Below are 26,311 nucleotides of genomic sequence, written 5' to 3'. Positions count from 1 at the left end.
TTTAGAATAGATAGACTGCAGATTAAAGAAGATACATCAGCAATCTTCATCCATTTCTGTTATAATAAAGTATCAATGCATGGAGGTGGTTCGATGGCATCTAGTCAAGAATATTTGGATTTTATCCTAAAGCAGCTGCAAGGCTTAGGCCAAGAAATTAGCTTTCGAAAGATGATGGGAGAATATTTGTTCTATTATCGGGGGCGCTTATTCGGCGGGATTTATGACAATCGCTTGCTGCTCAAGTCGGTCCAGCCAGCTCTGGCTCTCTTAGAAAATCCAGTCTATGAACTGCCTTATCCAGGTGCAAAGCCGATGCTTCGCATAGAGGTAGAAGATGCTTCCGTTCTCTGCAGTTTAATTGAGGCTGCCTACCCTGCCTTACCAGCACCTAAAAAGAAAAAATAGTCTTTTCTTTAAAATAGACATTCTAAAAAGTTGCCGTTTAAATAGACATTTTTTAAATTTTCCTTTATAATGGACTTAAAGGAGGTTTGGTATGCTTTATATTGCTCTTATTGGAGATTTGATCGAATCCAAACAGCTAAAAAACCGCAAGCAGGCGCAGCAAGAGCTGCAGGAATTGATGGCAGTCTTGAACCAAGACTATCAGGCTTACCTAGTGTCGCCTTTTACCATTACGACAGGAGATGAGTTTCAGGCTTTGTTGCGCCCTAATCCTGAAGTCATGCGGCTCATTGATCAGATTGCATTAGGATTTCCCCACCCGACTCGCTTCGGGCTTGGCCTAGGGGAGATTGTGACGGACATCAATCGGGAGCAGAGTATTGGTGCGGATGGTCCGGCCTACTGGAGGGCACGCGCAGCTATTGAGGCTATTCACGAGAAGAACGACTACGGTAGCAGCCGTATAGCTGTATCCTTGGGAGATGAAGAGCTCAGTCAGGCGGTCAATACAGTGCTGGCGGCTGCGTCCTTTATCCAGAGCAAGTGGAACACCAGTCAGAGAGAGGTTCTGGAGCGGATGCTCACAGAATATATCTATGATGAGAATTTTTCTCATGGAGAAATAGCAGAGCTGCTGCAGATTAGTCCCAGTGCGCTTAGTAAGAGGCTCAAGTCATCTGGTTTAAAGGTCTATCTGAGAAATCGCCGTTTAGCTATGAAAATGATTTTACAGGCCGCAAAGGAGGCTGAACAATGACAAATTTTATGGGATTTTCAGAATTTTTCATGCAGAATCCGATTCTTGTATTGACTTTGCTGGCTCATGTGCTAGCTGATTTTCAGCTTCAAAGTCAGAAAATGGCCGACCTCAAAAGCCGGCGGTTAAATTTTTTGATTCTCCACTTAGGAATTGTTCTCTTGCCCTTGTTGCTCTTAGGGATCATTTTACCTAGGTATCTGCTATTTTTCGCCTTGGTTTGGGTCAGCCATGCGCTTATTGACCTCTTGAAGTATAAGCTGAATTCTTTGATTGTCCGTCGCCAAGCTCAAAAGTTAGCCTTTTTACTGGATCAGGTCTTGCATCTGATTAGTATTTTTGCTCTTTATTTTCTCTTAGGGCAGCAGCAAATTCCAGCTCCTAATTGGCTGTCTGAACGTTATCTCATGCTGCAGGCTCTCTTTTTCTTTGCCCTTACTGGTAAGCCAATTAATATCTTCTTTAAACTCTTCTTCAGCAAGTATCAGGCTGGAGAAGACAGCGGAGAGACTATTGCTGGGGCTGGTGCTATGATTGGGATTTTGGAGCGCTTGATTATGGGACTTTCTCTTATTTTCGGGCAGTTTACTGCCATTGGGTTAGTCTTTACGGCTAAGTCTATCGCCCGCTATAATAAGATTTCAGAAAGCCAGTCCTTTGCAGAATACTATCTGATTGGCTCGCTATTTAGCATGATCAGTGTTTTACTGACTTATGGCTTGCTTTATTGGTAATAAAAACTGAGACTGGGATAGGATTCTCAGTCTTTACTTTAATTCTTATTTTCTATAAAGAAAGGAGAAGCAACATGGCCAAAAAACTAGAAGATATGTCTTTAGAAGAATTGTGGCAGCTATTCCCGATTTTCTTAGAGGAGCACAATAAGGACTGGACAGCTTGGTATGTGGAGGAAAGCAGAAGAATACAAAGTTTTTTGCCAGCAAATCAGTTGTATAAAATGCATCATATTGGTTCCACATCTATTGAGGGGATATGGGCTAAGCCGATTATTGATATTCTCTTAGAAATTCCTCGAACTGAAGATATGGATAGCATCAAGAGAGAATTGCTGGAGCATGGCTACCTGCTTATGTCAGAGTCAGAAGGCCGCATGTCTTTTAACAAGGGCTATACACTGCAAGGTTTTGCTGAACGAGTTTTTCACTTGCATTTGCGGTACTATGGAGACCATGATGAACTCTATTTCCGAGACTATCTGAAAGATCATCCAGATGTCGCTAAGGACTACGAGAAGTTAAAATTAACCTTATGGAAAAAGTACGAGCACAATCGTGATGCCTATACAGAAGCTAAAACTGATTTCATCAGGCAGTACACGCAAAAAGCCAAAAAGCTTTATAAGATAAGGTATGACGACAAGCTGACCTAACCAGGAACTCCCGCAAACCTACTTTATTTCGTTTTAATTAAAATAAATAGTTCAAACAGTTTCCTCAATTCGTTATAATACGTATTCGTAATCATAAAATTCATTTTAAATAATATGATATGTTTTAAATTGAAGTCGAATCCTTTATTTGTCCACAAATACCAGAAATGTTATAATACTAATCTATACAAGATAGGAGGTGGAAAATGAATAAACGGTCTATCATCGCACTCTCAACTTTTCTGTTTATTGGTCTTGTCACTTTATTTCTAGGGTCCAAGCTACAAACAAGAGAGGTTAATAGTAGTGACTATATTCAATCAAGGACTCCGACATTATTTTTCCATGGTTATGGCTCAAGTGCTAATGCTGAAAAGCATATGGTAGAGGCAGCTAGACAAGCTGGAGTTACTCAAACCATCATCACAGCTACGGTTGACAGTCATGCTCAAGTAAGCTTGAAAGGAGAGATACCAAAAGATGCTATCAATCCAATTGTCATGGTTGAGTTCGAGGACAATCGAAATGCTAATTATGCCCAAGACGGAGAATATGCAGCAGCAGTTGTTCGAAAGTTGCAAGCAAGATATGGTTTCAAAAAGATGAATTTTGTCGCGCATTCTATGGGAAATATGTCTATTTTATTTTACCTATTAGAGCACGCTCAGAATGAAGAGCTTCCACAGTTACAAAAGCAGGTAAATATCGCCAATCATGTCAATGGTTTGGAGGGCATGGATTTGCCAGCTAATTTGACTATTCTAGATAACCATAAAGGGCAGCCTAGCGCCATGAGTGATAGCTATCAAAAACTTCTGGGCTTGCGCGAAATTTATCCGCAAGATCAAGTGGATGTTCTCAATATCTATGGAGATTTTAAAAATCAATCAGATGGTTCTGTTTTAAACGTTTCTTCTCGCAGTCTCAAATATCTTGTAATCGACAATGCCAAGTCCTATCAGGAAAAACGAGTGACTGGCCCTCTGGCTCAGCATAGCCAGCTGCATGAAAATCCAGAAGTCGATAGATTATTGATTGATTTTCTTTGGCGCAAATGATTTTAAGAAATGCAGGCTATTCTCTGTCTATAAGAAAACTTTAAGCATTTTATACTATTTTGTTCTATGGAAAGTTTTCCTTTCCTAATTTAATGTGACAGCGCAATCCGCTGACTATAATCGAAGCTTCTCTAAAACCTTATTGTTTAGAGATAGATTGAGGAGTAAAATGAAATTTAAGAAAACATTATTGACAGCAGGAGCTCTAGTAGCTACGCTCTTTACCGTATCCACAGTAACTGCTGATACTAACGTTCAAAAAGTCATTGACGAAACCTATGTTCAGCCTGAGTATGTCTTGGGCTATTCCTTGGATGACAGCCAAAAAGAGCAAACACTTCAGCTCTTAGGCTACAATGCATCGAGTGATTCTAAACCCCTGAAAACAATGACGCCTGATGTCTATTCAAAGATTATGAATGTGGCAAATGATCCTAGTTTGCAGCTATATTCTTCTGTTAAGATTAAGAAGTTGGGCAACAAGAAGCCGCTTCAAGTCAAGATTGTTACACCACAAAACATCACTAAGGTTACAGAGGATATGTATCGCAATGCAGCAGTCACCTTGGGCGTACAGCATGCAGAAATTACAGTAGCAGCACCTATCCCTGTGACTGGAGAAAGTGCCCTAGCTGGTATTTATTACTCGCTGGAGGAAAATGGAGCTAGCGTTCCTCAGGAAAATAAAGACTTAGCTCAGGAAGAATTATCCGCACTTTCAAATATCAACGCTGAGAACCAAGGCAAGGAAGGGTACGATGCTGATAAGCTGAATGTGGCTCTGACAGATATAAAAACAGCTGTTGCCAATGCTAAAAAGAATAACAGCAACTTGACAGAAGCTGATGTCCGTAAAATCGTTGAAGAAACACTGAAAAACTACGGTCTCAGTAGTTCAGTCACAGCTGATCAAATCAATCTGATTATTAACTTTGCAATCAATCTTTCAAATAGCGGAGTCATCACAAATTCTGATTTTACAAAGACGCTCACCGATTTAAAAAACAGTATTGTCTCAAAGGCTGGTGACACATTCAATAATATCAACCTTAACTTTGATGCAAACGGACTTCTTGAAGATGGCGGTAATTTCTTTAGCAATATCTGGAATGCAATCGTCAATTTCTTTAAGGGACTGCTAGGTCAATAAGACTGTCTTTAAAATATAACTAAAAAACCAGCTAGAATCTAGCTGGTTTTTGCATATTTCTTATTCCCACTCCACAGTTGCAGGTGGTTTGCTGGTAATATCGTAGACGATACGGTTAACATGATCAACTTCATTGACGATACGGACAGAGATTTTCTGCAGAACTTCCCAAGGGATCTTGGCAAAGTCAGCTGTCATACCATCGATAGAAGTGATAGCACGAATGGCAATTGTGTAGTCGTAAGTTCGGCCATCGCCCATAACACCGACTGAACGAACGCCAGTGTTGACAGTGAAGTATTGCCAGATGTCGCGGTCAAGAGCAGCTTTGGCGATTTCTTCGCGGAGAATAGCGTCTGACTCGCGGACGGTTTCCAATTTCTCCTCTGTGATTTCACCCATGACACGGATAGCAAGTCCTGGTCCTGGGAATGGCTGGCGCCAGACAATTTCATCAGGCATACCAAGCTCTGTACCCAAAGCGCGCACTTCATCCTTGTAAAGTGTATTTAGAGGTTCAATCAACTCAAACTGCATATCTTCTGGCAGACCACCAACATTGTGGTGAGACTTGATAGTTTGAGCAGTGTCAGTCCCAGATTCGATAACATCGGTATAAAGTGTACCTTGAGCCAAGAATTTCACATCTTTCAGTTTGCTGGCTTCATCGTCAAAGACATAGACAAACTCGTTTCCAATGATTTTACGTTTTTGCTCTGGATCTGAAACGCCAGCAAGTTTGTCAAGGAAACGTTTCGCTGCGTCTGCTTTAACGATGTTAAGACCAAACTTGCCACCTAGCATCTCCATAACTTGATCAGCTTCGCCTTTACGCAAAAGACCGTGATCTACAAAGATACAGATCAATTGATCGCCGATAGCTTTCTGCAAGAGGACACCTACGACAGAAGAGTCGACACCACCTGATAGGCCGAGCAAGACACGTTTGTCACCGACTGTTTCACGGATTTTTTGAATCTGCATATCGATGAAGTTATCCATAGACCAGTCGCCCTTAGCGCCACAGATATTGAGAGCAAAATTGCGCAGAATATCGTAACCGTACTCAGAATGACGAACCTCTGGGTGGAACTGGATACCGTAGATTTTCTTGTCAGGATTTTCAATAGATGCAAAAGGACAGTCAGCAGATGTACCAGTGCGGACAAAGTCTGCAGGGATCTCTGTCACCGCATCACCGTGGCTCATCAGGACAAGCTGCTCTTCTGGTGTGCTTTCAAAGAGAGGAGAAGTAGTACGTGTTAGTTTTGATTGACCATATTCACGATTGCCGGCATCACCTGCTGGCACCACCTTCCCGCCCAATTTATGAGTCAAAAGCTGCATACCATAGCAAATCCCTAAAATTGGAATACCAAGTTCAAAAATCTCTGGGTCAATATCAAATGAACCTTCTTCATAAACTGAGTTAGGTCCACCTGAAAGGATAATCCCGACAGGACGGATAGCACGGACTTCGTCAGCGGTAATCTTGTGGCTCTTGAGTTCAGAAAATACACCAATTTCACGGATACGACGTGAAATCAGCTGGTTGTACTGGCTGCCGTAATCAAGCACGATGATTTTTTCAACATCTTGCAATTCAGTTGTAGTTGTCATCTTTTCCCTTTCTTAAAAGAAGTAATCTTTTCCCCTCATTCTATCACAAAAATCGAATTTTTCCAAGGTAATAGGACTAGCTGCAAGTAAAAATAACTGAAAAATGAGAGCATTTTTGTCTAAAAAATGATAAACAAATAGGATTTCCCTACATTGATTGATATTTAGTTTGACTTTTAAACTAATTGATAATACAATAAATGTATAAAAAAGCTGCTTAAAATCAGAAAAGAGGGCTATTGATGTTACCTGCTTATGTGAAAATACATGATCAAATAAAAAAAGATATTGACGAGGGTATTTGGGAGATTGGCGAGCGCTTGCCAAGCGAACGCGATCTTGCTGAAACTTTCGAGGTCAGCAGAATGACTCTGCGCCAAGCTATTACGCTTCTGGTGGAGGAAGGGGTGCTAGAGCGTCGAGTCGGTAGCGGCACTTATGTCGCTAGCACACGAGTTCAGGAAAAAATGCGTGGAACAACTAGTTTTACGGAAATTATGAAGTCTCAAGGGAAAATACCGTCCAGCCAGCTGATTTCCTACCGTCGGACACTGCCAAGCGAGCGAGAAGTCGAAAAGCTGGGCATCCATAAGACAGAGAACATCATCCGCATGGAACGGGTTCGCTACGCTGACGATATCCCCGTGGTCTATGAAGTTGCCTCAATTCCAGAGAAATTTATAAAGAATTTCAAAAAAGAAGAAGTGACCAGTCATTTCTTTCAAACTCTACAAGAGCACGGCTATAAAATTGGCAAGTCCCAACAGACTATTTACGCCCGTTTGGCCAAGGAAAAAATCGCTAAATACCTAGGAATTCCCCGTGGTCATGCTATTTTAGGCTTGACACAAGTTTCTTATTTTGATGATGGAACAGCCTTTGAGTACGTAAAAAGCCAGTATGTCGGCGAACGATTTGAATTCTATTTAGAAAATAATTAATTACATAATTTAAATTACGTTGCAAAAAACTGCCAGTCGGCAGTTTTTTTATAATTCTCCATTTTCAAACATACCGAAAGAGTGGAGTTTGAAGGGATTATTTGATATAATATTCCTTATGGAAATTGAAAAAACAAATCGAATGAATGCTCTGTTTGAGTTTTACGCGGCTTTGCTGACCGACAAGCAGATGAACTATATCGAGCTCTACTATGCAGATGATTACAGCCTTGCTGAAATTGCCGAAGAGTTTAATGTAAGCCGCCAAGCTGTCTATGATAATATCAAGCGGACAGAGAAAATTCTGGAAGACTACGAAATGAAACTGCACATGTACTCTGACTATATCGTCAGAAGTCAGATTTTCGATCAGATTATGGAGAAATACCCTGATGATCCCTATTTGCAGGAGCAACTTGCGGTTTTGTCCAGCATTGATAACCGAGAATAACTCGGATACCCCTATCCATTTCCATCATTTGATAATCAAGAGGAGAAATATTTATGGCTTTTGAAAATTTGACTGAACGCTTACAGAACGTCTTTAAAAACCTACGCAGAAAGGGAAAAATTTCTGAGAGTGATATCCAGGAAGCGACCAAAGAGATCCGTCTTGCTCTCTTGGAGGCTGACGTTGCCCTGCCTGTTGTTAAAGACTTTATTAAAAAGATTCGTGAGCGAGCTATCGGACACGAAGTTATTGACACGCTTAATCCAGCTCAACAGATCATCAAAATCGTAGACGAAGAGCTAACAGCCATTCTGGGTTCTGATACTGCCGAGATTATCAAGTCACCAAAGATTCCGACTGTTATCATGATGGTCGGTTTGCAAGGGGCTGGTAAAACGACCTTTGCGGGTAAATTGGCCAATAAACTCAAAAAAGAAGAAAATGCTCGTCCTTTGATGATTGCGGCAGATATCTACCGTCCAGCAGCTATTGATCAGCTGAAGACACTGGGGCAACAGATTGATGTGCCAGTCTTTGCCTTGGGTACTGAGTTCCCAGCAGTAGAGATTGTCCGTCAAGGTTTGGAGCAAGCCAAGGCTAATCACAACGACTATGTCTTGATTGATACGGCTGGTCGCCTACAAATTGATGAAAAGCTCATGCAGGAGCTGGCTGATGTCAAGGCATTAGCACAGCCAAATGAAATTCTGCTGGTGGTCGATGCTATGATTGGTCAGGAAGCAGCAAATGTAGCCCGTGAATTTAACAATCAACTCGAAGTAACCGGGGTTATCCTGACCAAGATTGATGGGGACACCCGTGGTGGTGCGGCACTGTCAGTCCGTCAGATTACTGGCAAGCCTATCAAGTTCACTGGTACCGGTGAAAAGATTACCGATATCGAAACCTTCCACCCAGATCGTATGTCTGGCCGTATCCTCGGTATGGGGGATATGCTGACCCTGATTGAAAAGGCCGCTCAAGAGTACGATGAGAAGAAATCTCTTGAAATGGCTGAAAAAATGCGGGAAAACACCTTTGATTTCAACGATTTCATCGACCAACTGGACCAAGTGCAGAACATGGGGCCTATGGAAGAATTGCTCAAGATGTTGCCAGGTATGGCCAATAATCCTGCTCTTAAAAACATCAAAGTAGACGAAAAAGAAATTGCCCGTAAACGTGCCATCGTATCTTCTATGACACCAGCCGAGCGGGAAAATCCAGACCTGCTCAACCCAAGCCGTCGTCGTCGGATTGCAGCTGGTTCTGGTAATAGTTTTGTCGAAGTCAATAAGTTTATCAAAGACTTTAACCAAGCCAAACAGATGATGCAAGGCGTCCTATCTGGAGATATGAACAAAATGATGAAACAGATGGGGCTCAACCCTAACAATCTGCCTAAAAATATGCCGGGCGGCATGCCTGATATGTCTGCTTTAGAAGGTATGATGGGTCAAGGAGGTATGCCAGATTTATCTGCCCTAGGCGGAGCAGGTATGCCAGATATGAGCCAACTTTTTGGCGGTGGCCTCAAAGGGAAAGCTGGAGAATTTCTCATGCGCCGCAGCATGAATAAAATGGCCAAGCAAATGAAGAAAAACAAGAAAAAACGGAAGTAATTGCAAACAAGTTACATAATTTATTTTATGTAACTTGTTTTGTACACTTAGGAAAAAAGAGATGAAAAAGTTTATTAAGTATCTAATTCGATTTTATAACGACATACAAGCGAAACTCACTTCTCATCCCATCAGCCATCTACCCTTGAGTAAAGTTGATATAGAACCGATCATCATGATTCCCGGCAGTTCAGCAACGGAGAATCGTTTTAACAAAATGGTTAGAAAACTCAATCACGGCCAGCATCCTCACCATAGTCTGATTCGGATCAAGGTCTGGAATGACGGTCGAATGACTTATCGTGGGCATTTGAAGCGAAAGGACAGAAACCCCATTTTTGTGATTGGTTTTCAGAATAATCGCGATGGTTACAAAAATATCAAGAAGCAGGCTGCTATGTTTAACGCTGCCATAACTGTTTTGCGAGAGAAATACCCTTTTACCAGTTTTAAAGGCTTGGGGCATTCTAACGGCGGACTGGTTTATACAGTATTCCTGCAGCAATACCTGGCAAACCATTCTGGATTGGAGATGGAAAAGCTCCTGACTATTGGCAGTCCTTATAATTTGAACAAAAAAGAAGTCAGCGATCGAGTTCCGATGTTGGACGATTTTGTGACCAATCAAGACAAGCTACCTCAGCAACTTCAGCATCTATCGATTTTAGGAATCTTTTTCCGAGATGGCGATGGTATTGTCCATAGAAGCAGTGTAGAGGCTGGGAGCTTGATTTACAAAGGAAAGATTGCTTCGCATAGAGAGGTCGTCATTACAGGCAAGGCTACCCATCATTCATCTCTACCACAAAATGAACAAGTAATTAATTTGATTAAAGGGTTTTTATTCTAGTAATTATTTTACATAATTTAATTTTGGTAAAAAATTAGAAAGGCGATAAAAGAATGAAAATGACAGACATTCTTCATAGGTATTATGGTGACTTTGATCTGATAAATGAAAAATGGAATGAAGACTATGAAAGCATTTTGATTAAGCCAAAGGATGATCAAGAATATAAAAGATGCCGTTTGGCAAAGAAAACACCTAAAAAAGAAGGCTACTTTACAGTCTTTTGGAAAAAAAACCAAGACAACAAGAATATTCCTTATACTGATAAAGACTTGGGTAATGAACTGGTTATTGTCGTCATCGACGACCGTCATTGCGGTATATTTATCATTCCCAAAAAGGTGGCTATCAGTAAAAAAATTCTTTCTACAAAGGATTGTAAAGGAAAGATGGCTATGCGGTTTTATCCGTCCTGGTGCACACATTTAAATAAAACAGCTCAGGCAACACAAAAATGGCAACTGGATTATTTTCAAAAAATTAAATTAGAAGAATAAGTTTTAGTGAAACAAGACAGAGTTTAGTTTCTCAATCCTGTCTTGTTTTTATTATCTATTTTGTAGTAAAGTCGGATACATATCTCCCCTCTAATATCTTTCCGAAAAACTATAATTTTCTTGAAAAATATATCTAGATATGCTATACTTCTTTTATAGAAAAATCATGAGGAAGATGGAATGAAACGCGAGATTTTATTAGAACGAATTGATAAACTGAAGCAAATCATGCCCTGGTACGTTCTAGAATACTACCAATCCAAACTGGCAGTGCCTTATAGTTTTACAACCTTGTATGAATATCTTAAAGAATACGATCGATTTTTTCGCTGGGTTTTAGACTCTGGTATATCTGATGCTTCAGAGATTGCTGAGATTCCCCTCTCAGTCTTGGAAAATATGAGCAAGAAAGACATGGAAGCTTTCATTCTATACTTACGGGAGCGACCGCTCCTCAATGCTAATACGACACAAAACGGTGTTTCCCAGACAACCATTAATCGGACTCTGTCGGCTTTGTCCAGCCTCTACAAATATTTAACTGAGGAAGTGGAAAATGAGCAGGGTGAACCCTACTTCTATCGAAATGTGATGAAGAAGGTCGCTACCAAGAAGAAAAAGGAAACTCTGGCTGCTCGTGCAGAGAATATTAAGCAGAAGCTCTTTTTAGGGGATGAGACAGAAGAATTTCTCCAGTATATTGATAGGGAGTACCCTAAGAAGCTCTCTAATCGCGCCTTGTCCTCTTTTAACAAGAACAAAGAACGTGATTTAGCCATCATTGCCTTGCTGCTAGCCTCTGGTGTGCGTCTGTCTGAAGCTGTCAATTTAGACCTGAAAGATATCAATCTCAAAATGATGGCTATTGAAGTGACAAGGAAAGGCGGGAAAAGGGACTCTGTCAACGTTGCTGCTTTTGCTAAACCCTATTTAGAGGAATATCTAAGCATTCGGAGCAAGCGATACAAGGCCGAAAAGACTGATACAGCCTTCTTTTTAACTGAATACCGCGGCACTCCTAATCGAATCGATGCTTCCAGTGTCGAAAAAATGGTAGCCAAGTATTCTGAGAACTTCAAGGTGCGAGTGACGCCTCACAAACTCCGCCACACGCTTGCTACACGCTTATACGATGCAACCAAATCTCAAGTTCTCGTCAGTCATCAGCTAGGGCATGCTAGTACACAAGTTACTGACCTTTACACCCACATTGTCAATAATGAGCAAAAGAATGCTCTGGATAAGCTATAGTTTACAGAACTAAAATTATGTTGCATGAAGCAGTAAATGCTCTATGAATAAAAAATCATAGAGCATTTTTACTTAACTTAAATCGTATTTAACCGAATCACTTCATCGGCTTTTCCCCAAATCGCTGGGTTATGCGTTGCAATAATCATCAAGCGGTCTGTCTTTTTCAATGATAAAAGCAAGTTCATAATTTCTTGTGAAGTTTCTGGATCGAGTGCTGCAGTCAATTCATCTGCTAAAATCAAAGGAGGATCCTTGAGGATGACTTTAGCCAAGGCGACACGTTGCGCTTCTCCGCCTGATAATTCATAGATTTTTTGATCGAGTGTGAGATAATTCAATCCCACCTTTTCTAAGACTTCTTCTTCTCGCTGCTTCTTCTCTTGTTTAGTCAATTTTTGACCAATCAATCCAAGTTCTAAATTGGCAGCTACGGTCTCGTTTTCAAGAAGACCAAAGTTTTGAAAGAGATAGCCTAATTCATCCTTAAAAAAGTGATGAGATTTGATTTGCCTAAGTTCTTGTCCTCGATAGCTGATACTTCCCTTATCATAAGGTTCTAGCTTAGCCAGGATATTGAGTAGGGTTGTTTTGCCGCAACCGCTATTTCCGATTAGGGCATAGACCTTTCCTGCTGCAAATTGCAGATTGATATCCTGAAAGACAGTCCGTTCTCCAAATGATTTTGCCAGGTGTTCTATTTTGATCATATTAGGCTCCTTTCAGAATAATGGGCAAGAAATGGTCCTCTTTATGCGAGCGGTAAAGGAGAATCAGCCATGCATTGGTCGCAAATAATAAGAGCGTGACGAGAGCAATCCACCCTTCCTGTGTGAGAAAGAAAATCAGGACACTACCTAATAGCAGCATGGCAATCTCTGATATGAGCATGCTTTGGTGAATTTTCAAAAAGTCCATACCCGCAATTTTCTTCAGAAAGATCGGTCTTCTAAACTCTTCAAAATAGAGGAAATTCATGGTGTTAAAGAGTAGAATGGAGGTCGCCATTCCGAAGATACCGCCAGCAATGGCCATGAGGTTCTCTAATTGAATGGATTGCATCATCTGCTGATAGACAGCTGCTGCATAGTCGTATTGACTCACGTTTTTTTCAAGCCCATGCTCAGCTACTAGCTTCTTGCTTTTTTCAAGTCCATCAAAATACAGATAAGAATTCAGATGAGAGAAATAAGGATTGTCGTAGCCACCAAAGCTTTTAGGTCGAACAACAACTAAAATCGGATCTGTCAAGAATTGCTGATAGTTCAGAGGTGTATTATTATAGATAAATCGTTTTTGGTTGTTAGGAAGATAGGTCACCCGTGCTTTCATGGGCAACTGGCTCTTTCCCTGATCATCTCTAGGAGTCAGATAATCTTCATAGCGTTTTTTCAACTCCTCTTCTTGACCCTTCAACTTTTCAGGGAGCAAGAGTCCAAATTCTCCAGCTTGCAAGTGATTCAAGCGCTCTTTTTCCTCAGGGGAAACTGAGATCCTTTGGATATCAAGATAATTTGGAGTGACATACAGGGTATTGGCAAGAGGATCGTAATCTGTGATCGAAAGATCTCTCCCTGTTCTAGGATCATTCATGAAGCCTTTTGAATCAAAAGGTGCGAGCTGATGATAGACCAAGAGACCACCTTTTTCGATGCCAGACTCGATGAGCTTAGACCATTTTGCTCTGTTCTCAATTTGCGTCTCTTTGTTTGTATTCTGTGAAAAATCCTCCCGATTTACACCAATTTGAACCCAATTCGTCTCTTTAGACCAAGCCACTTTCCCCTCTTGGTAAGTCTGCCAGACAGAACCATAGATACTGACTCGATGGATAGCAAGGCCAATGAGAGCAACAGCGAGAAATTGACAGGTAAAGAGAAAAACTAAAATCCTTTTTACTGGAATTTTCCCTTTTAAAAGGCTAACCAAGTGCACCGTCTGGATGCTGAATGCAAATATAAAGGACAGGAGAACAGATACGATGAGCAAGAGCGTATTATAAATGATACTACTTGAAATAATGAAGGAATAGGCAAAGGGGGTTAATTGTAAGCAATAAATCAAAATGGATCCTAAGGCACTGGCTCCAATACATCCTAAAAGCAGCTCTCTGATGTCTTCCATGAGAGAACGTTCAAAGAGTTGGTACCGTCTCATCCCTGCAATATAACGAATCCCTGCACTCCTCAATTCAAGTGTTTTTTGAATAATGGCCAATGCACTAAAGCTGAGAATAAAAATAACCAAGGCCAAGGATTGGGAACCAGATCCAAAAAATGCCATAAAATTCTGCAAGAGATTAGGCTTATTCATGAAAGTCTTTGAGAAACCAAGTTCGTGTAGTTTTTGATCCAGCTTTTCAAGTGGTAACTTCCCTGATAGGATATAGTAATTGGTAAGTAAGCTTTTCTTAGAAGCGACTTCTTTATCTGCTTTTTTGATGCCCTTTGGAAGCTCTCCCTCTCCGTAGATATCATAGGAGAACTTGATCTGACCTTGCGAATCCGTTTGTTGAATCTGGCGAGCAATTACACTATTGCTTTCCCTTGCTAACTGATCTAAGTTGGCTGAAAGCTCCTCATTGGTGATATTTCTTTCTTGTTTAAGAACTCCTACCACAGGGAGGCTTCGGTGGATGAGCGTATTTGGTGAAATAAAGGCAATCCAAAGAAGAAAGCTAGTGACAAAAAGATTAGAAAAGATAATAAAGACTCGTTTCATAAGACCACACTTTCTAAAGAGAGATTGAAGAGAGATACTTCAAGCTTTTCAAACGACTCTATCCATCTATAGAATACCATAAAAACAATATATTTGAAACTATTTATAGGTAAAAATGAGTTTAAAAAAAGATCCGCAAAAGCGAATCTCTTATAGTTTTATCCTACTACTGCTTCGGCGATTTCTTCACGGCTGATACCAGCAAAGTAGCGGGTAATGTCAATTGTTTCCAGTGCTTTGAGGACATCTTCACGTTCATATTTTACTCCACGAAGGACATCTTCTACAGCTGCAACGTCTTCGATACCAAAGAAGTCACCATAGATCTTGATATCTTGGATTTTTGATTCAATGACGTTGGCAAAGACTTCAACCTTACCGCTAGTGAATTTTGTTCCTCGACGGACGTTAAATTCTGGTGATTTACCGTAGTTCCAGTCCCAAGTACCGAACTTGGTATCCTTGATACGGTTGATTTCCGCCAATTCTTGCTCAGAAAAAACGTATTCAGTCATCTCTGGGTACTCTTTTTTCATGTATTCCAATAGCAAATCACGGAATTCTTCAACTGTGATTTTTTCAGGTAATTCATCGATAATATTGGTTACACGGGCACGGACGGATTTCACGCCTTTTGATTCAAATTTGTCTTTTGAAACCTTAAGGGCGTTAGCAAGGACTGACAAATCAACGTCAAAGAGCAAGCAACCATGGTGCATGATACGGCCATTGATATAGGCTTGGGCATTTCCACAGAATTTCTTGCCATCAATCTCAAGGTCGTTACGGCCAGTGAATTCAGCTTTAACACCAAGTTGAGCCAAGGTATTGATAACGGGAGTTGAGAAGCTCTTGAAGTCAAAGGCCTTGTTTTCATCTTCTTTTGAGATGATCGTGTAGTTGAGGTTGTTTAAATCATGGTAAACAGCCCCACCACCACTGATACGGCGAACTACCTCAATGCTATTTTCTCGAACATAGTCGCGATTGATTTCTTCGATAGTATTCTGGTGACGACCAACAATGATAGAAGGTTTGTTAATCCAAAGAAGGAAGATTTGATCCTCATCCAAAAGGTGTTTAAAGGCATATTCTTCCAAGGCGATATTAAAAGCAGTGTCGTTTGAATGATTGATAATGTATTTCATGATATCCCTTTATACGATAGAGACTGGAAAATGCCTTTCCAGTCTGAACTATCTTCGATTTATTTTTTCTTAGGTGAATGGATGGCCATTCCTAGTACATCTGCAAATGCTTCGTACATTACTTCAGAGTAGGTTGGGTGTCCGTGGATGGTCTTCAGCATTTCTTCAACAGTGATTTCCATTTCGATAATGCTTGATGCTTCGTTGATCAATTCTGCAGCTGAAGGACCAATGATGTGCACACCAAGAATTTCTCCGTATTTCTTATCGGCGATAACTTTTACGAAACCTTGAGCAGCATCAGATGCAATGGCACGACCGTTAGCTGCAAAGTTGAATTTACCGATGGCAACATCGTATTTCTCACGAGCTTGTTCTTCTGTGAGACCTACTGCTGCTACTTCAGGAAGAGTGTAGATGGCTGCCGGAGTCAAGTTCAATTTGGCAACAGCATGATTTCCTTTAAGGGCATTTTCAGCGGCAACTTCACCCATGCGGAAGGCTGCGTGCGCCAACATCTTAGTACCGTTGATATCACCTGGTGCGTAGATGCCTGGAACAGAAGTTTCCATGTATTCATTGACCTTGATACGTCCACGATCCAATTCAAACTCAACATCGCCAATTCCTTCAAGATCTGGAACACGACCGATTGAAAGAAGAGCTTTGCTTGCGATGATATCGTCTTTTCCTTCAACCTTGATACGAAGTTGACCATCTTCTTCGATGATTTCTTGGAGTTTAGTGTCAGTTAAGATGGTCATACCTTTGCGTTCCAAAATCAGGCGAAGATTCTTAGATACTTCAGCATCCATAGCTGGAACGATACGATCCATCATTTCGATAACGGTTACTTTTGAACCAAATGTCATGAAGGCTTGACCAAGTTCGATACCGACAACCCCACCACCGATGATAACAAGGCTTTCTGGTACTTCGTTCATTTCCAGAATATCATCGCTGGTCATCACAAGTGGAGATTCCATACCAGGAACGTTGATCTTGCTGACTTTTGAACCACCAGCAAGGATGATTTTCTTAGTTTCAAGCAATTCTGAGCCATTAACTAAGACATTCTTATCTTTAGTGATGGTACCAACACCCTTATGAACAGTAACTCCGTAGCTACGAAGGAGTCCTGCAACACCACCTACCAAGGTATTGACAACTTTAGATTTAGTTTCTAAAAGTTTGTCCATATCAACAGTGAAGTTAGGATTTTCGATCACGATACCACGGTTAGCTGCATGACCGATATTCTCAATGATTTCAGCGTTGTGAAGGTAGGTCTTGGTTGGGATACATCCACGGTTCAAGCAGGTTCCACCGAGTTCAGATTTCTCAACAAGGGCAACCTTACCACCGAGTTGGGCTGCTTTAATGGCTGCTACATAACCAGCAGGACCTCCACCAATCACAACGATATCAAAGGCATCATCGCTCTTACCGTCGTCGTTTGAGGCACTAGCTGCAGGTGCAGGACTAGCTTCTGGCGCTGCAGCTCCAGCTGTTGGGATATTTTCCCCTTCTTCACCAAGGTAACCGATGACTTCCGTTACAGGGACAGTTTCACCATCACCTTTAAGGATAGCAATCAAGTAACCATCTTCTTCGGCTTCCAATTCCATGCTGACTTTGTCAGTCATGATTTCCAAAAGGATTTCTCCTTCTTTTACAAATTCTCCGACTTTCTTATTCCATTGGACGATTTGTCCTTCTGTCATATCCACGCCGGCTTTTGGCATAATTACTTCTAAGGCCATGTCTTACTTCCTTTATCTATATCTCTAAAAATAAATACTGTATTATTTAAACCAACATTGAGATTGGGTTCTCAATTAAGGCTTTCAAGTCTTTCATAAACTTAGCACCAGCCATACCATCTACGACACGGTGGTCAATAGTTAACCCTAGGCTCATGATAGGGCGAATGACAATCTCACCATTGACAACTACAGGTTTCTCTACTGTTGAGCTAACCCCGAGGATTGCTGAGTTTGGTTGGTTAATGATAGGACCAAAGGACTGAACACCAAACATTCCTAAGTTACTGATTGTGAAAGTTGAATTTTGGAGCTCACTTGGAGACAATTTGCCATCCAAGGTCCGTCCAATCACATCTTTAAATGCAACTACTAACTCCGAAAGACTTAATTTCTCAGCATTGTAAACAACAGGTGTCATCAAGCCATTATCCATTCCCACAGCCATAGCAAGGTTGACATAATTGTGAGTGATAATGGTCTTGCCGTCTTCGGTCAATGAAGCGTTGATGTATGGGTGCTTCATCAGTGTCTTAACAACAGCGAGAGAAAGCAAGTCAGTAACCGTAATTTTCTTACCAGTTGCTTCCATGATTGGCTCAAGAACCTTCTTACGAAGCGCCAACATTTCTGACATATCGACATCGTAGTTGAGCGTGAAGGTCGGCGCAGTTAGGTAGGATTCAACCATACGTTGGGCGATAACCTTACGCATTGGTGTCATTGGAATACGCTCAATCTCACCATAAGGAGTGATATTGTCTGGAACTTCTTCCACTTTTTCGATCTGGGCAGGAGACTTGATGGTATCGTTTTCGATATTTTCAGGAAGCAAGGCCAAAACGTCCTTCTTCATAATCTTACCACGATGACCTGTTCCTTGGATTTCCTGCCAAGCAATGTTATGTTCGAGGGCAATTCGTTTTGCAAGTGGCGAAATGCGAACCACGTTTGTGTCTTTATAAGTTTCCACGTCTTCTTTGTGGACACGACCGTTTGCACCTGAGCCAGAAACGTCGTAGAGGTTGATCCCTAAATCATCCGCTAACTTTCTAGCCGCAGGAGTCGCTCTTAGCTTATCATCAGCCATGACCTCTCCAATTCTATACTAAGATATTAAGGACGAAGAAGGCAAGGAAAAAATAGGAGATTGACGATGTGTTCGATGAACACAAGGAAATCTATCTTTTTTTCGCAGACCTCCGTCCGAATTCAATTACATGATACAAAGGGCATTAAAAGCGACTGAAAAATAGAAAATCGACACTGGCTTCGATGAAACCAAGGTAAATTATCTTTTTTCTGAGCTTTTAGCCCACACTAAATATAAATATTAAAAGTACTTATTAGGACCTCTACACAAGATTAGATTAGATTAGATTACATAAAATAATCTATGTAATCTAATCCATGAGAAAGCCTTTTCTTTATTATACCTTATTCTTTATGATATGTCTTCCGAATAGCGTCTTTGATGCTTTCAACAGTCGGAATCATCGCGTTTTCCAAGTTTTGTGCATAAGGCATTGGCACATCTTCACCTGCACAACGGCGGATTGGTGCATCTAGATAGTCAAATGCTTCAGATTCAGCAATAATCGCTGAAATTTCACCAATAAAACCGCTAGTTTTGTGGGCATCATTTACCAGAACAACCTTACCAGTCTTCTTAACAGAATTGATGATAATATCCTTATCAAGCGGCACCAATGTACGTGGGTCAACGACTTCTACAGAGATACCTTCTTCTGCCAATTCTTCAGCTGACTGCATGACACGGCGCAGCATTTTTCCGTAGGTAACAACTGTTACATCAGTACCTTCTTTTTTGATTTCGCCAACGCCAAGCGGAATAACATACTCAGGATCGACTGGCACTTCCCCTTTTTGGTTAAATTCAGACTTGTACTCAAGAATGATGACTGGGTTGTTATCACGGATAGAAGACTTGAGCAGTCCTTTCATATCCGCAGGTGTACCTGGTGCCACAACCTTAAGTCCAGGGATATGCGTAAACCAAGACTCTAGAGATTGCGAGTGCTGGGCTGCGGAACCCACTCCATTACCAGCCGCACAACGAATGGTCATCGGAACTTGCCCTTTACCACCAAACATATAACGTGTTTTAGCCGCTTGGTTGACGATATTATCCATAGCAATTACAGCGAAGTCCATGAAGGTCATATCAACAATCGGGCGAAGTCCTGTCATGGCTGCTCCTGCTGCTGCTCCAGAAATCGCCGCTTCTGAAATCGGACAGTCACGTACACGCTCAGGACCAAACTCTTCCAGCATACCAACAGATGTTCCGAAATCTCCACCGAAAACTCCGACATCCTCTCCCATCAAGAGTACATTTTCATCGCGACGCATTTCCTCAGACATAGCGAGGATAATGGTGTCACGAAATGACATAGTTTTAGTTTCCATTTTCTTTTTTTCTCCTCTCTTTAGTCTGCGTAAATATCTTCAAAAGCAGATTCAAGCGGTGGGAATGGGCTTTCTTCTGCAAACTTTACAGACGCCTCTACTGCTTCTTTGACACTAGCTTGAATAGCTTCTAGCTCCTCCTCGCTTGCAATGTCATTTTCTAGCAAGTAGTTGCGAAGATTTTCAATGGGATCTTTTTTCTTCCATTCGTCTACTTCTTCACGAGTGCGGTATTTACCCGGATCAGAAGATGAATGTCCTAACCAACGATAGGTTACACTTTCGATCAAGACTGGTCCTTTACCACTACGAACGTGCTCGACAGCCTTTTGGAAGCCTTCGTAGACATCCAGAACATTATTTCCATCTTCGATGAACATGCCTGGGATTCCATAGGCTGCGCTGCGCTCGTGGATGTGTTCCACATTGGTCATTTTCTTGATATCCGCAGAGATTCCATAACCGTTGTTAATGCAGTAGAAAATAACCGGAAGGTTCCAGATAGAAGCCATGTTTACTGCTTCGTGGAAAACACCTTCGTTGGTCGCACCGTCACCAAAGAAGCAGACAACAATCTTGCCTGTCTTCTGCATTTGCTGAGTAAGAGCCGCACCAACAGCGATTCCCATACCGCCACCTACGATACCATTGGCACCAAGGTTTCCAGCATCCAGATCGGCAATATGCATAGAGCCGCCTTTCCCTTTACAAGTACCATTGTACTTACCAAGGATCTCAGCCATCATACCATTTAGGTCAATACCTTTGGCAATGGCTTGACCATGTCCACGGTGATTAGAAGTGATTAAATCATCCGGATTTAAAGCTAACATTGCACCAACATTGGCCGCTTCCTCACCCACTGAAAAGTGAGTCATGCCTGGAACTTTCCCTTTTTTTACAAGTTGTGCAATTTTTAAGTCCATACGACGGATTTCTTCCATCTTACGAAACATCTCTAATAAGAGAGATTTATCTAAGGTTGCCATTTCTTTGCCTTTCTAAAACCCCATTCAATCGAGTGTACGGGCAGCTGCAACTATTTAAGTTGAACTAGGACACCATGAATATCCCAAGCGCTCTAGCTGTCCTATCATTCCGAATGATACAGGGTATAAGCATTATTTATTTCCCTTCTATTCTAACGAATATTGTAAGCACTGTCAAAGTTTTTGCTCAAATTTTTTCACAAAGAAAAATCAGCATATCCCATAGATACGCTGATTGATAAAACAAAAATAAATATTTCACAAACTATTATGTTTAATTTTTTTGAATGGTTCAATAGATTCAAAACTAGATTCTCATTCTATTTCCGCAACACTATTATATATGCTGAGTGGATGTTCACCGCTGTAAGAGAACTATTTGCTATAAAAAATTATTCTGCTTTCTTTCCAAAGTCCGCAATCATCTCTTCCATCTGCTCCCGACTTGGAGTGGTCAGCATGTAGAGGTAATCACCTTGCAACTCTGCGAAAGCCGCTGGCATATCTTTTTTGACTTTAAAGTTATCCCGATACTTTTCTAACAACTCCGCCTCTGAATAGGCATAATGTGAGCTTGCGCGACGAGATGTTGCCAAGCAGAATAATGGCTCCATGTCTGATTCGGGGAAAGGTTCCCCCGCAACAATATTCGCGTATCCACGATAGAGATCGATTGAGTGAGCGTAATTATAAACATCAATGGTAAAACCACCTGCTGGACGATTATTGTATTCGATAGCTATGTAATCATCGTCTTTGCGGAAAAATTCGATATGGAAAAAGCGCTCTTTCATGCCAAATGCTTGGACGATGGCTTCTCCATAAGCACGAAGTTTTGGATCCATCTCCTTGAGGACATAGTAAGAATTATCCATTTTATAAAGCATGAGGTCAAGCGGTGTGTAGGCATAGTCAAAAGTTGTTGAAAAGACAATATTTCCTTCGGAATCAATCAGGCCATCAAACGTACATATCTCACTAGAAGTCACAAATTTTTCAAAGAAATAGATAGTTTCTTGATCCCATTCAGCCTTGAAATGCTCGACATCCGCAGCTGTCTCAATCTTAAACGTGGCTGCAGCCCCTACCCCGTTGTCTGGTTTAGCAATCAGAGGAAGGCCGATTTTTTTGACAGCCTGATCTACATCCGATAGTTTTTTGACAACCTGACCTGGAACGACTGGCACACCAGCTTTCTGGAAGAGTTTCTTCATTTCAGACTTGAACTTGGTCTTTCTCAGGTCATTTGGCTTAGCTCCAAAAACGTTAAATTGTTCCCGCAACTGAGCATCTTGCTCCAGCCAGTATTCATTGTGGGACTCAATGCGGTCAATCGGTCCATGTTTGTAGAAAAGGAAGGCTACCGCTCGTTTAACTTCGTCCAAATTTTCCAAATTGTCAACACGGAAATACTCTGTCAAAGCGTTCTGGAGACCTAGGCCCAACTGCTCATAGGGCTCCTGTCCGATACCAAGCACTGTAATGCCCTTGTTAGCCAGCTCAATCGTAAACTGCTGGAAATTTTCTGGATAATAAGGTGAAATAACAATATAATTCATAGTAAGACTTCCTTTCTACTTAACATTTTAGAGATTTAACTGGCTCAAGAAATAAGGCATCTGCTTGCGCCACCAAATCCAATCATGAGAGACATCATGGCCCCATTCAGCAAACCAAGCTGGAATATTTTTGTGTTCGCAGGCTTCTTTCAGTGTATAGAAAGAAGGCAAGCCATCCTGCTCCCAGTCTCCCAAGCCAGTACAAACGATAATATCCGCCTGTCGATAGCGGTCAATAAACCAGCCATCATTTTGGTTCCAGATATAGTCAGCTGGCGAGTTTTGATAAATGACTTCGTCATTCAAATTGTCACCGACAAAGAAACGTGCATCATAGACACCACTGAGGGCAATAACTTTATTGAAAACATCTGGATGCTGAAGGAAGAAATTAACAGCATGATAAGCTCCCATGGAGCAGCCTGTCGTCATCATAGGGTCAAACCAGCCCGTCTTATGCTTTACGAAAGGAATCGCCTCTTCAATGACATAACGCTCATAGGCACGATGCATTTCTGCTCGGTCGTGAGGATGCTTCCAGTCCGCCAGCCAGCTCTCACTATCAACACTGCTGAGAGTGAAAAACTGGACCTTACCGGCCTCAATAAAGCCAGCGCAGGCTTCAATCATGCCAAAGTCAGCATACTCATTGTGGCTGCCGCCTGATGATGCAAAGACTATAATCGGGAGCCCAGCGTGGCCATAGCGATTGACATACATTTCTCGGCCTAAATTGCCGCTCCAATGACTTAAAAATTCTACATGCATAGTTTCTACCTCTTTCTTAGTGTTTGACTAGCTTACCATTTTTCGCCGATAAAACGGAAACAGTCCGGCAAGTGCTCCGCCCAAGCGATTTCATTGTGAATAGCTCCAGACTGGATCTTAATCTGGATATTGGCCAAATCTACTCCAGACACAAGTAGCTGTCGGAAATAGCTGAGCGATGAATTGATATAGGCCTGCTTGATGTTGCCAGCCATCAATGTCTTATCTGTATCGTCAGCCTCTTCTGTACCAACATAAATGAAAATTCGCTGGTCTGCCTGAAGTGTTTTTCTCTCAATATAACGGTCAAAAGCTTCCTGATGCAGCCAATTGGCTGATGAAAAGATGCCCAGACAGCCAATCTGATCTTGGTATTCAACGCCGATAAACTGGCTAATATTTCCCCCAAGAGAGGACCCAATCATGGCTGTATGCAGCCGATCCGACTTGGTCCGATAATGCTGGTCGATAAAAGGCTTGACGACTTCCATGACAAACTCCGCATACTCCGTTCCCTTGCCGCCAAACTGAATTCCGGGAATATTGGACTCTTGGAACTTCCAAGCTGCGTATTCATTCATCCGTCGTTGACCATCGTTATCAATAGCCACGACAATCATTTTTTCAATGTCTGGATTACGCTTGATTGTCGGAATCACCTTCCACGAATGGCCGCTGAAAGACTCCTTGCTATAGAGAACGTTTTGGCCGTCGTGAAAATAAACGACCGGATACGTCTTATTTGTGTCCTGACTATAGTTCTTTGGAAGCAATATGCGGACACGGCGTTTTTGTTTAGTATAAGGAACGACCAACTCATGTGTCTTCATTTCAAGGTAAAAATAGGATTTATTCATTTTCAGAAAACTTTCTATTTTCAAAATTTTTATTTATTATATCACAAATTAAGCAAAAAAGTTAGGAATTTCCTAACTTTTTGATGATTTTTATTAGATAATGATAGAAAATAGATTATTTATCCAAATAAGGCTGTAAATCCTGCAAGGCTCGCACAGCAATTTTCTCATAGCGTTCTTTCTTGTCACGAATTCGAGGGCCGTCCAGCTCTTTGATAATGCCAAAATTGACATTCATGGGTTGGAAATGCTTGCTGTCAGCATGGGTAACATAGTGAGGCAGGCTGCCGATAGCTGTTGTTTCTGGAAAAACAAGTGCTTCTTCTCCTTTGAAGAGTCGAGCGGCATTGATACCAGCAACTAGACCTGAAGCAGCTGACTCTACGTACCCTTCAACTCCAGTCATTTGACCTGCAAAGAAAAGATTTGGCTGTTTCTTAGACCGGAAAGTCTGTTCAAGCAGATTTGGAGAGTCCATATAGGAGTTTCGATGCATAACACCATAACGGACAAATTCTGCATTCTCAAGACCAGGAATCATCTGAAAGACCCGCTTTTGCTCGCCCCACTTGAGATGAGTCTGGAAGCCGACAATGTTGTAAAGACTGCCTGCTGCATTGTCCTGACGAAGCTGCACAACAGCGTATGGCGTCTTATATTCACCATCTCGAGGACCTTGATAGTCATCTGGATATTCCAAACCAACTGGCTTCATCGGTCCATAAAGCATAGTTTTAATCCCTCGCTTAGCCATGACTTCAATTGGCATACAGCCTTCAAAGTATTTTTCCTTCTCAAAGGAATTGAGCGGTGCTTCCTCAGCATTGACCAAAGCATCATGGAAATCCATAAATTCTTGCTTAGTCATAGGTGCATTGAGATAGGCAGCTTCGCCCTTATCATAGCGGGATTTGAGATAGACCTTGGTCATATCAATGGTATTAACATCAATAATTGGCGCTGCTGCGTCGTAGAAATAAAAACCGTCGCCTCCATTGAGCGAGTGAATTTTTTCCGCCAAAGCATCGCTGGTCAAGGGCCCTGTCGCAATAACTGTGATGGCATCCTCCGGAATTTCGGTGATTTCTTCACGAATGACCTCAATCAATGGATGATTGGTCACTAGCTCCGTTACCAGCTGCGAAAAACCTTCTCTATCAACCGCTAGAGCACCACCTGCTGGCACCCGAGTCGCTTCTGCAGATTTTAAAATAACCGAGTCCAATCGTCGCATTTCTTCCTTGAGCAGACCGACTGCATTGGTCAGCGCATCTCCTCGCAGAGAGTTAGAGCAGACCAGTTCTGCAAAGTCTGCAGTTTTGTGCTGAGGTGTTGACTTAACACCCCGCATTTCATAGAGTTTGACTGGGATGCCACGCTTGGCAATCTGGTAAGCTGCTTCACTGCCAGCCAGACCAGCACCGATAACATTGATATAGGATGATGACATGATACTCTCCCTTGGATATTTCTAGATTTTCACTCTGACCATTATAACAAAAAGATAGTAAAAAAGACAGACAGGAGAATTCCTGAATGTCTATCATTTTGTCATTTTTTCCAAATAAGCAATCTTAGCAAAATCCTTATGATTGTTATTATCATTTCGGTAAGAATCTTGGGAAGAAGCGCGGTAGATAGCTAAAAATTGCTCCGCAGTCGGCAGCAAAAACTTGACACCTTCATCTTCTTTTCGAGTCAGCTTCTCTAACGGCACACCTGAAAATGCCTCTAGCGTTTCCATGACCCCGAATTCAATAGACAAATCTTCTTTTTGAAATTCGTGCTCGTGCAGATCGACTAAACGATAACCTAGACGCCCCATCATGGGCTCGATCTTGTCCATATCATAAATACGCTCTTCGTCTGGTGCTTCCCAGCCACGCTCATCACCATGAACATGAATATCAATATCCCGCGCCTGCCAGTCCTGACCAGTAACCTGCTCCAGCCCCAAGGAGCCCATCAGCAGTGGAACAATTCCTATCTTGTTCAGTTGAGACGCGATTTTTAGAAATTCTGCAAATTTATCTGTCATAAAACTGCTCCTCTTCTTCAGGAGAAAATATTTTACGTAATAT

Annotated in this window: 25 protein-coding genes; 12 read left to right on the top strand and 13 right to left on the bottom strand. The window is 41.6% G+C overall.

Going from position 1 to position 26,311, the window contains the following annotated elements; translation table 11 throughout:
* Window positions 1–93: 93 nt before the first annotated feature.
* The 6 genes from D8791_RS05460 to D8791_RS05435 all read left to right on the top strand — a co-directional run bounded on the left by D8791_RS05460 (window position 94) and on the right by D8791_RS05435 (window position 4,763).
* Complete coding sequence (locus tag D8791_RS05460) at window positions 94–408, top strand: TfoX/Sxy family protein (RefSeq protein WP_125446566.1); 315 nt, start codon at window positions 94–96, stop codon at window positions 406–408.
* 91 nt (window positions 409–499) lie between these two features.
* A complete protein-coding gene (locus D8791_RS05455) occupies window positions 500–1,165 on the top strand; it encodes a SatD family protein (protein WP_125446565.1) in 666 nt (221 codons plus the stop codon).
* Window positions 1,162–1,899, top strand: a complete 738-nt coding sequence (locus tag D8791_RS05450) for a DUF3307 domain-containing protein (RefSeq protein ID WP_125446564.1) — start codon at window positions 1,162–1,164, stop codon at window positions 1,897–1,899. Before D8791_RS05455 ends, D8791_RS05450 begins: the two co-directional genes overlap by 4 nt.
* Window positions 1,900–1,973: 74 nt before the next feature.
* Entirely contained in the window at window positions 1,974–2,555 is a 582-nt protein-coding gene (locus tag D8791_RS05445; protein WP_125446563.1) for a GrpB family protein, read from the top strand.
* A gap of 206 nt (window positions 2,556–2,761) precedes the next feature.
* Window positions 2,762–3,613 (top strand): alpha/beta hydrolase, encoded by an 852-nt coding sequence (locus tag D8791_RS05440; protein ID WP_125446562.1) that lies wholly within the window; start codon window positions 2,762–2,764, stop codon window positions 3,611–3,613.
* 169 nt (window positions 3,614–3,782) lie between these two features.
* Window positions 3,783–4,763, top strand: coding sequence for a DUF1002 domain-containing protein (locus D8791_RS05435; protein ID WP_125446561.1), 981 nt, complete (start codon window positions 3,783–3,785; stop codon window positions 4,761–4,763).
* Between the two features lie 60 nt (window positions 4,764–4,823).
* On the opposite strand, the gene guaA is transcribed toward D8791_RS05435, so the two are convergent.
* On the bottom strand, window positions 4,824–6,383 hold the full coding sequence (gene guaA, locus D8791_RS05430; protein WP_125446560.1) for a glutamine-hydrolyzing GMP synthase: 1,560 nt from the start codon (window positions 6,381–6,383) through the stop codon (window positions 4,824–4,826).
* 242 nt (window positions 6,384–6,625) lie between these two features.
* On the opposite strand from guaA, the gene D8791_RS05425 reads away from it, so the two are divergent.
* The 6 genes from D8791_RS05425 (at window position 6,626) to xerS (ending at window position 11,995) form a co-directional block, all read left to right on the top strand.
* Window positions 6,626–7,324, top strand: coding sequence for a GntR family transcriptional regulator (locus D8791_RS05425; RefSeq protein WP_125446559.1), 699 nt, complete (start codon window positions 6,626–6,628; stop codon window positions 7,322–7,324).
* 118 nt (window positions 7,325–7,442) lie between these two features.
* Window positions 7,443–7,775, top strand: a complete 333-nt coding sequence (locus tag D8791_RS05420; protein WP_005590307.1) for a putative DNA-binding protein — start codon at window positions 7,443–7,445, stop codon at window positions 7,773–7,775.
* 53 nt (window positions 7,776–7,828) lie between these two features.
* Complete coding sequence (gene ffh / locus D8791_RS05415; RefSeq protein WP_125446558.1) at window positions 7,829–9,397, top strand: signal recognition particle protein; 1,569 nt, start codon at window positions 7,829–7,831, stop codon at window positions 9,395–9,397.
* A gap of 61 nt (window positions 9,398–9,458) precedes the next feature.
* Entirely contained in the window at window positions 9,459–10,247 is a 789-nt protein-coding gene (locus tag D8791_RS05410) for an alpha/beta hydrolase (RefSeq protein ID WP_125446557.1), read from the top strand.
* Between the two features lie 53 nt (window positions 10,248–10,300).
* A complete protein-coding gene (locus D8791_RS05405; RefSeq protein WP_125446556.1) occupies window positions 10,301–10,744 on the top strand; it encodes a MepB family protein in 444 nt (147 codons plus the stop codon).
* Between the two features lie 180 nt (window positions 10,745–10,924).
* Window positions 10,925–11,995 (top strand): tyrosine recombinase XerS, encoded by a 1,071-nt coding sequence (gene xerS, locus D8791_RS05400; RefSeq protein ID WP_125446555.1) that lies wholly within the window; start codon window positions 10,925–10,927, stop codon window positions 11,993–11,995.
* Window positions 11,996–12,072: 77 nt separating this feature from the next.
* Here the strand turns inward: xerS and D8791_RS05395 are convergent, their stop codons facing one another.
* The 12 genes from D8791_RS05395 to D8791_RS05340 all read right to left on the bottom strand — a co-directional run bounded on the left by D8791_RS05395 (window position 12,073) and on the right by D8791_RS05340 (window position 26,268).
* On the bottom strand, window positions 12,073–12,705 hold the full coding sequence (locus D8791_RS05395) for an ABC transporter ATP-binding protein (RefSeq protein WP_125446554.1): 633 nt from the start codon (window positions 12,703–12,705) through the stop codon (window positions 12,073–12,075).
* Between the two features lies 1 nt (window position 12,706).
* A complete protein-coding gene (locus D8791_RS05390) occupies window positions 12,707–14,716 on the bottom strand; it encodes a DUF1430 domain-containing protein (RefSeq protein ID WP_125446553.1) in 2,010 nt (669 codons plus the stop codon).
* Between the two features lie 158 nt (window positions 14,717–14,874).
* Window positions 14,875–15,864 (bottom strand): lipoate--protein ligase, encoded by a 990-nt coding sequence (gene lplA / locus D8791_RS05385; protein WP_125446552.1) that lies wholly within the window; start codon window positions 15,862–15,864, stop codon window positions 14,875–14,877.
* A 59-nt stretch (window positions 15,865–15,923) separates the two neighbouring features.
* On the bottom strand, window positions 15,924–17,627 hold the full coding sequence (gene lpdA / locus D8791_RS05380) for a dihydrolipoyl dehydrogenase (RefSeq protein ID WP_125446551.1): 1,704 nt from the start codon (window positions 17,625–17,627) through the stop codon (window positions 15,924–15,926).
* Window positions 17,628–17,673: 46 nt separating this feature from the next.
* Window positions 17,674–18,717 carry a dihydrolipoamide acetyltransferase gene (locus D8791_RS05375; RefSeq protein ID WP_045497371.1) on the bottom strand — a complete coding sequence of 348 codons (1,044 nt, stop codon included), beginning with the start codon at window positions 18,715–18,717 and terminating at the stop codon, window positions 17,674–17,676.
* Between the two features lie 347 nt (window positions 18,718–19,064).
* Window positions 19,065–20,057, bottom strand: a complete 993-nt coding sequence (locus tag D8791_RS05370) for an alpha-ketoacid dehydrogenase subunit beta (RefSeq protein ID WP_005590327.1) — start codon at window positions 20,055–20,057, stop codon at window positions 19,065–19,067.
* A 20-nt stretch (window positions 20,058–20,077) separates the two neighbouring features.
* Window positions 20,078–21,046: a thiamine pyrophosphate-dependent dehydrogenase E1 component subunit alpha gene (locus D8791_RS05365; RefSeq protein ID WP_045497374.1), complete on the bottom strand. Its 969-nt coding sequence runs from the start codon at window positions 21,044–21,046 to the stop codon at window positions 20,078–20,080.
* Between the two features lie 392 nt (window positions 21,047–21,438).
* Window positions 21,439–22,605, bottom strand: a complete 1,167-nt coding sequence (locus D8791_RS05360; protein WP_125446550.1) for an ATP-grasp domain-containing protein — start codon at window positions 22,603–22,605, stop codon at window positions 21,439–21,441.
* A gap of 27 nt (window positions 22,606–22,632) precedes the next feature.
* Window positions 22,633–23,373 carry an esterase family protein gene (locus tag D8791_RS05355; RefSeq protein ID WP_125446549.1) on the bottom strand — a complete coding sequence of 247 codons (741 nt, stop codon included), beginning with the start codon at window positions 23,371–23,373 and terminating at the stop codon, window positions 22,633–22,635.
* A gap of 32 nt (window positions 23,374–23,405) precedes the next feature.
* Window positions 23,406–24,230, bottom strand: a complete 825-nt coding sequence (locus D8791_RS05350) for an alpha/beta hydrolase (RefSeq protein WP_124764634.1) — start codon at window positions 24,228–24,230, stop codon at window positions 23,406–23,408.
* Window positions 24,231–24,345: 115 nt separating this feature from the next.
* A complete protein-coding gene (gene trmFO, locus D8791_RS05345) occupies window positions 24,346–25,680 on the bottom strand; it encodes a methylenetetrahydrofolate--tRNA-(uracil(54)-C(5))-methyltransferase (FADH(2)-oxidizing) TrmFO (protein ID WP_009660383.1) in 1,335 nt (444 codons plus the stop codon).
* Window positions 25,681–25,773: 93 nt separating this feature from the next.
* Window positions 25,774–26,268, bottom strand: a complete 495-nt coding sequence (locus D8791_RS05340) for a phosphoribosylanthranilate isomerase (RefSeq protein ID WP_125446548.1) — start codon at window positions 26,266–26,268, stop codon at window positions 25,774–25,776.
* Window positions 26,269–26,311: the final 43 nt, after the last annotated feature.

This window comes from Streptococcus cristatus, from assembly GCF_003943515.1.
GTDB lineage: Bacteria > Bacillota > Bacilli > Lactobacillales > Streptococcaceae > Streptococcus > Streptococcus cristatus_D.
The sequence above is the reverse complement of the archived record's forward strand: the minus strand, read 5'-3'. Positions and strand labels throughout refer to the sequence as shown.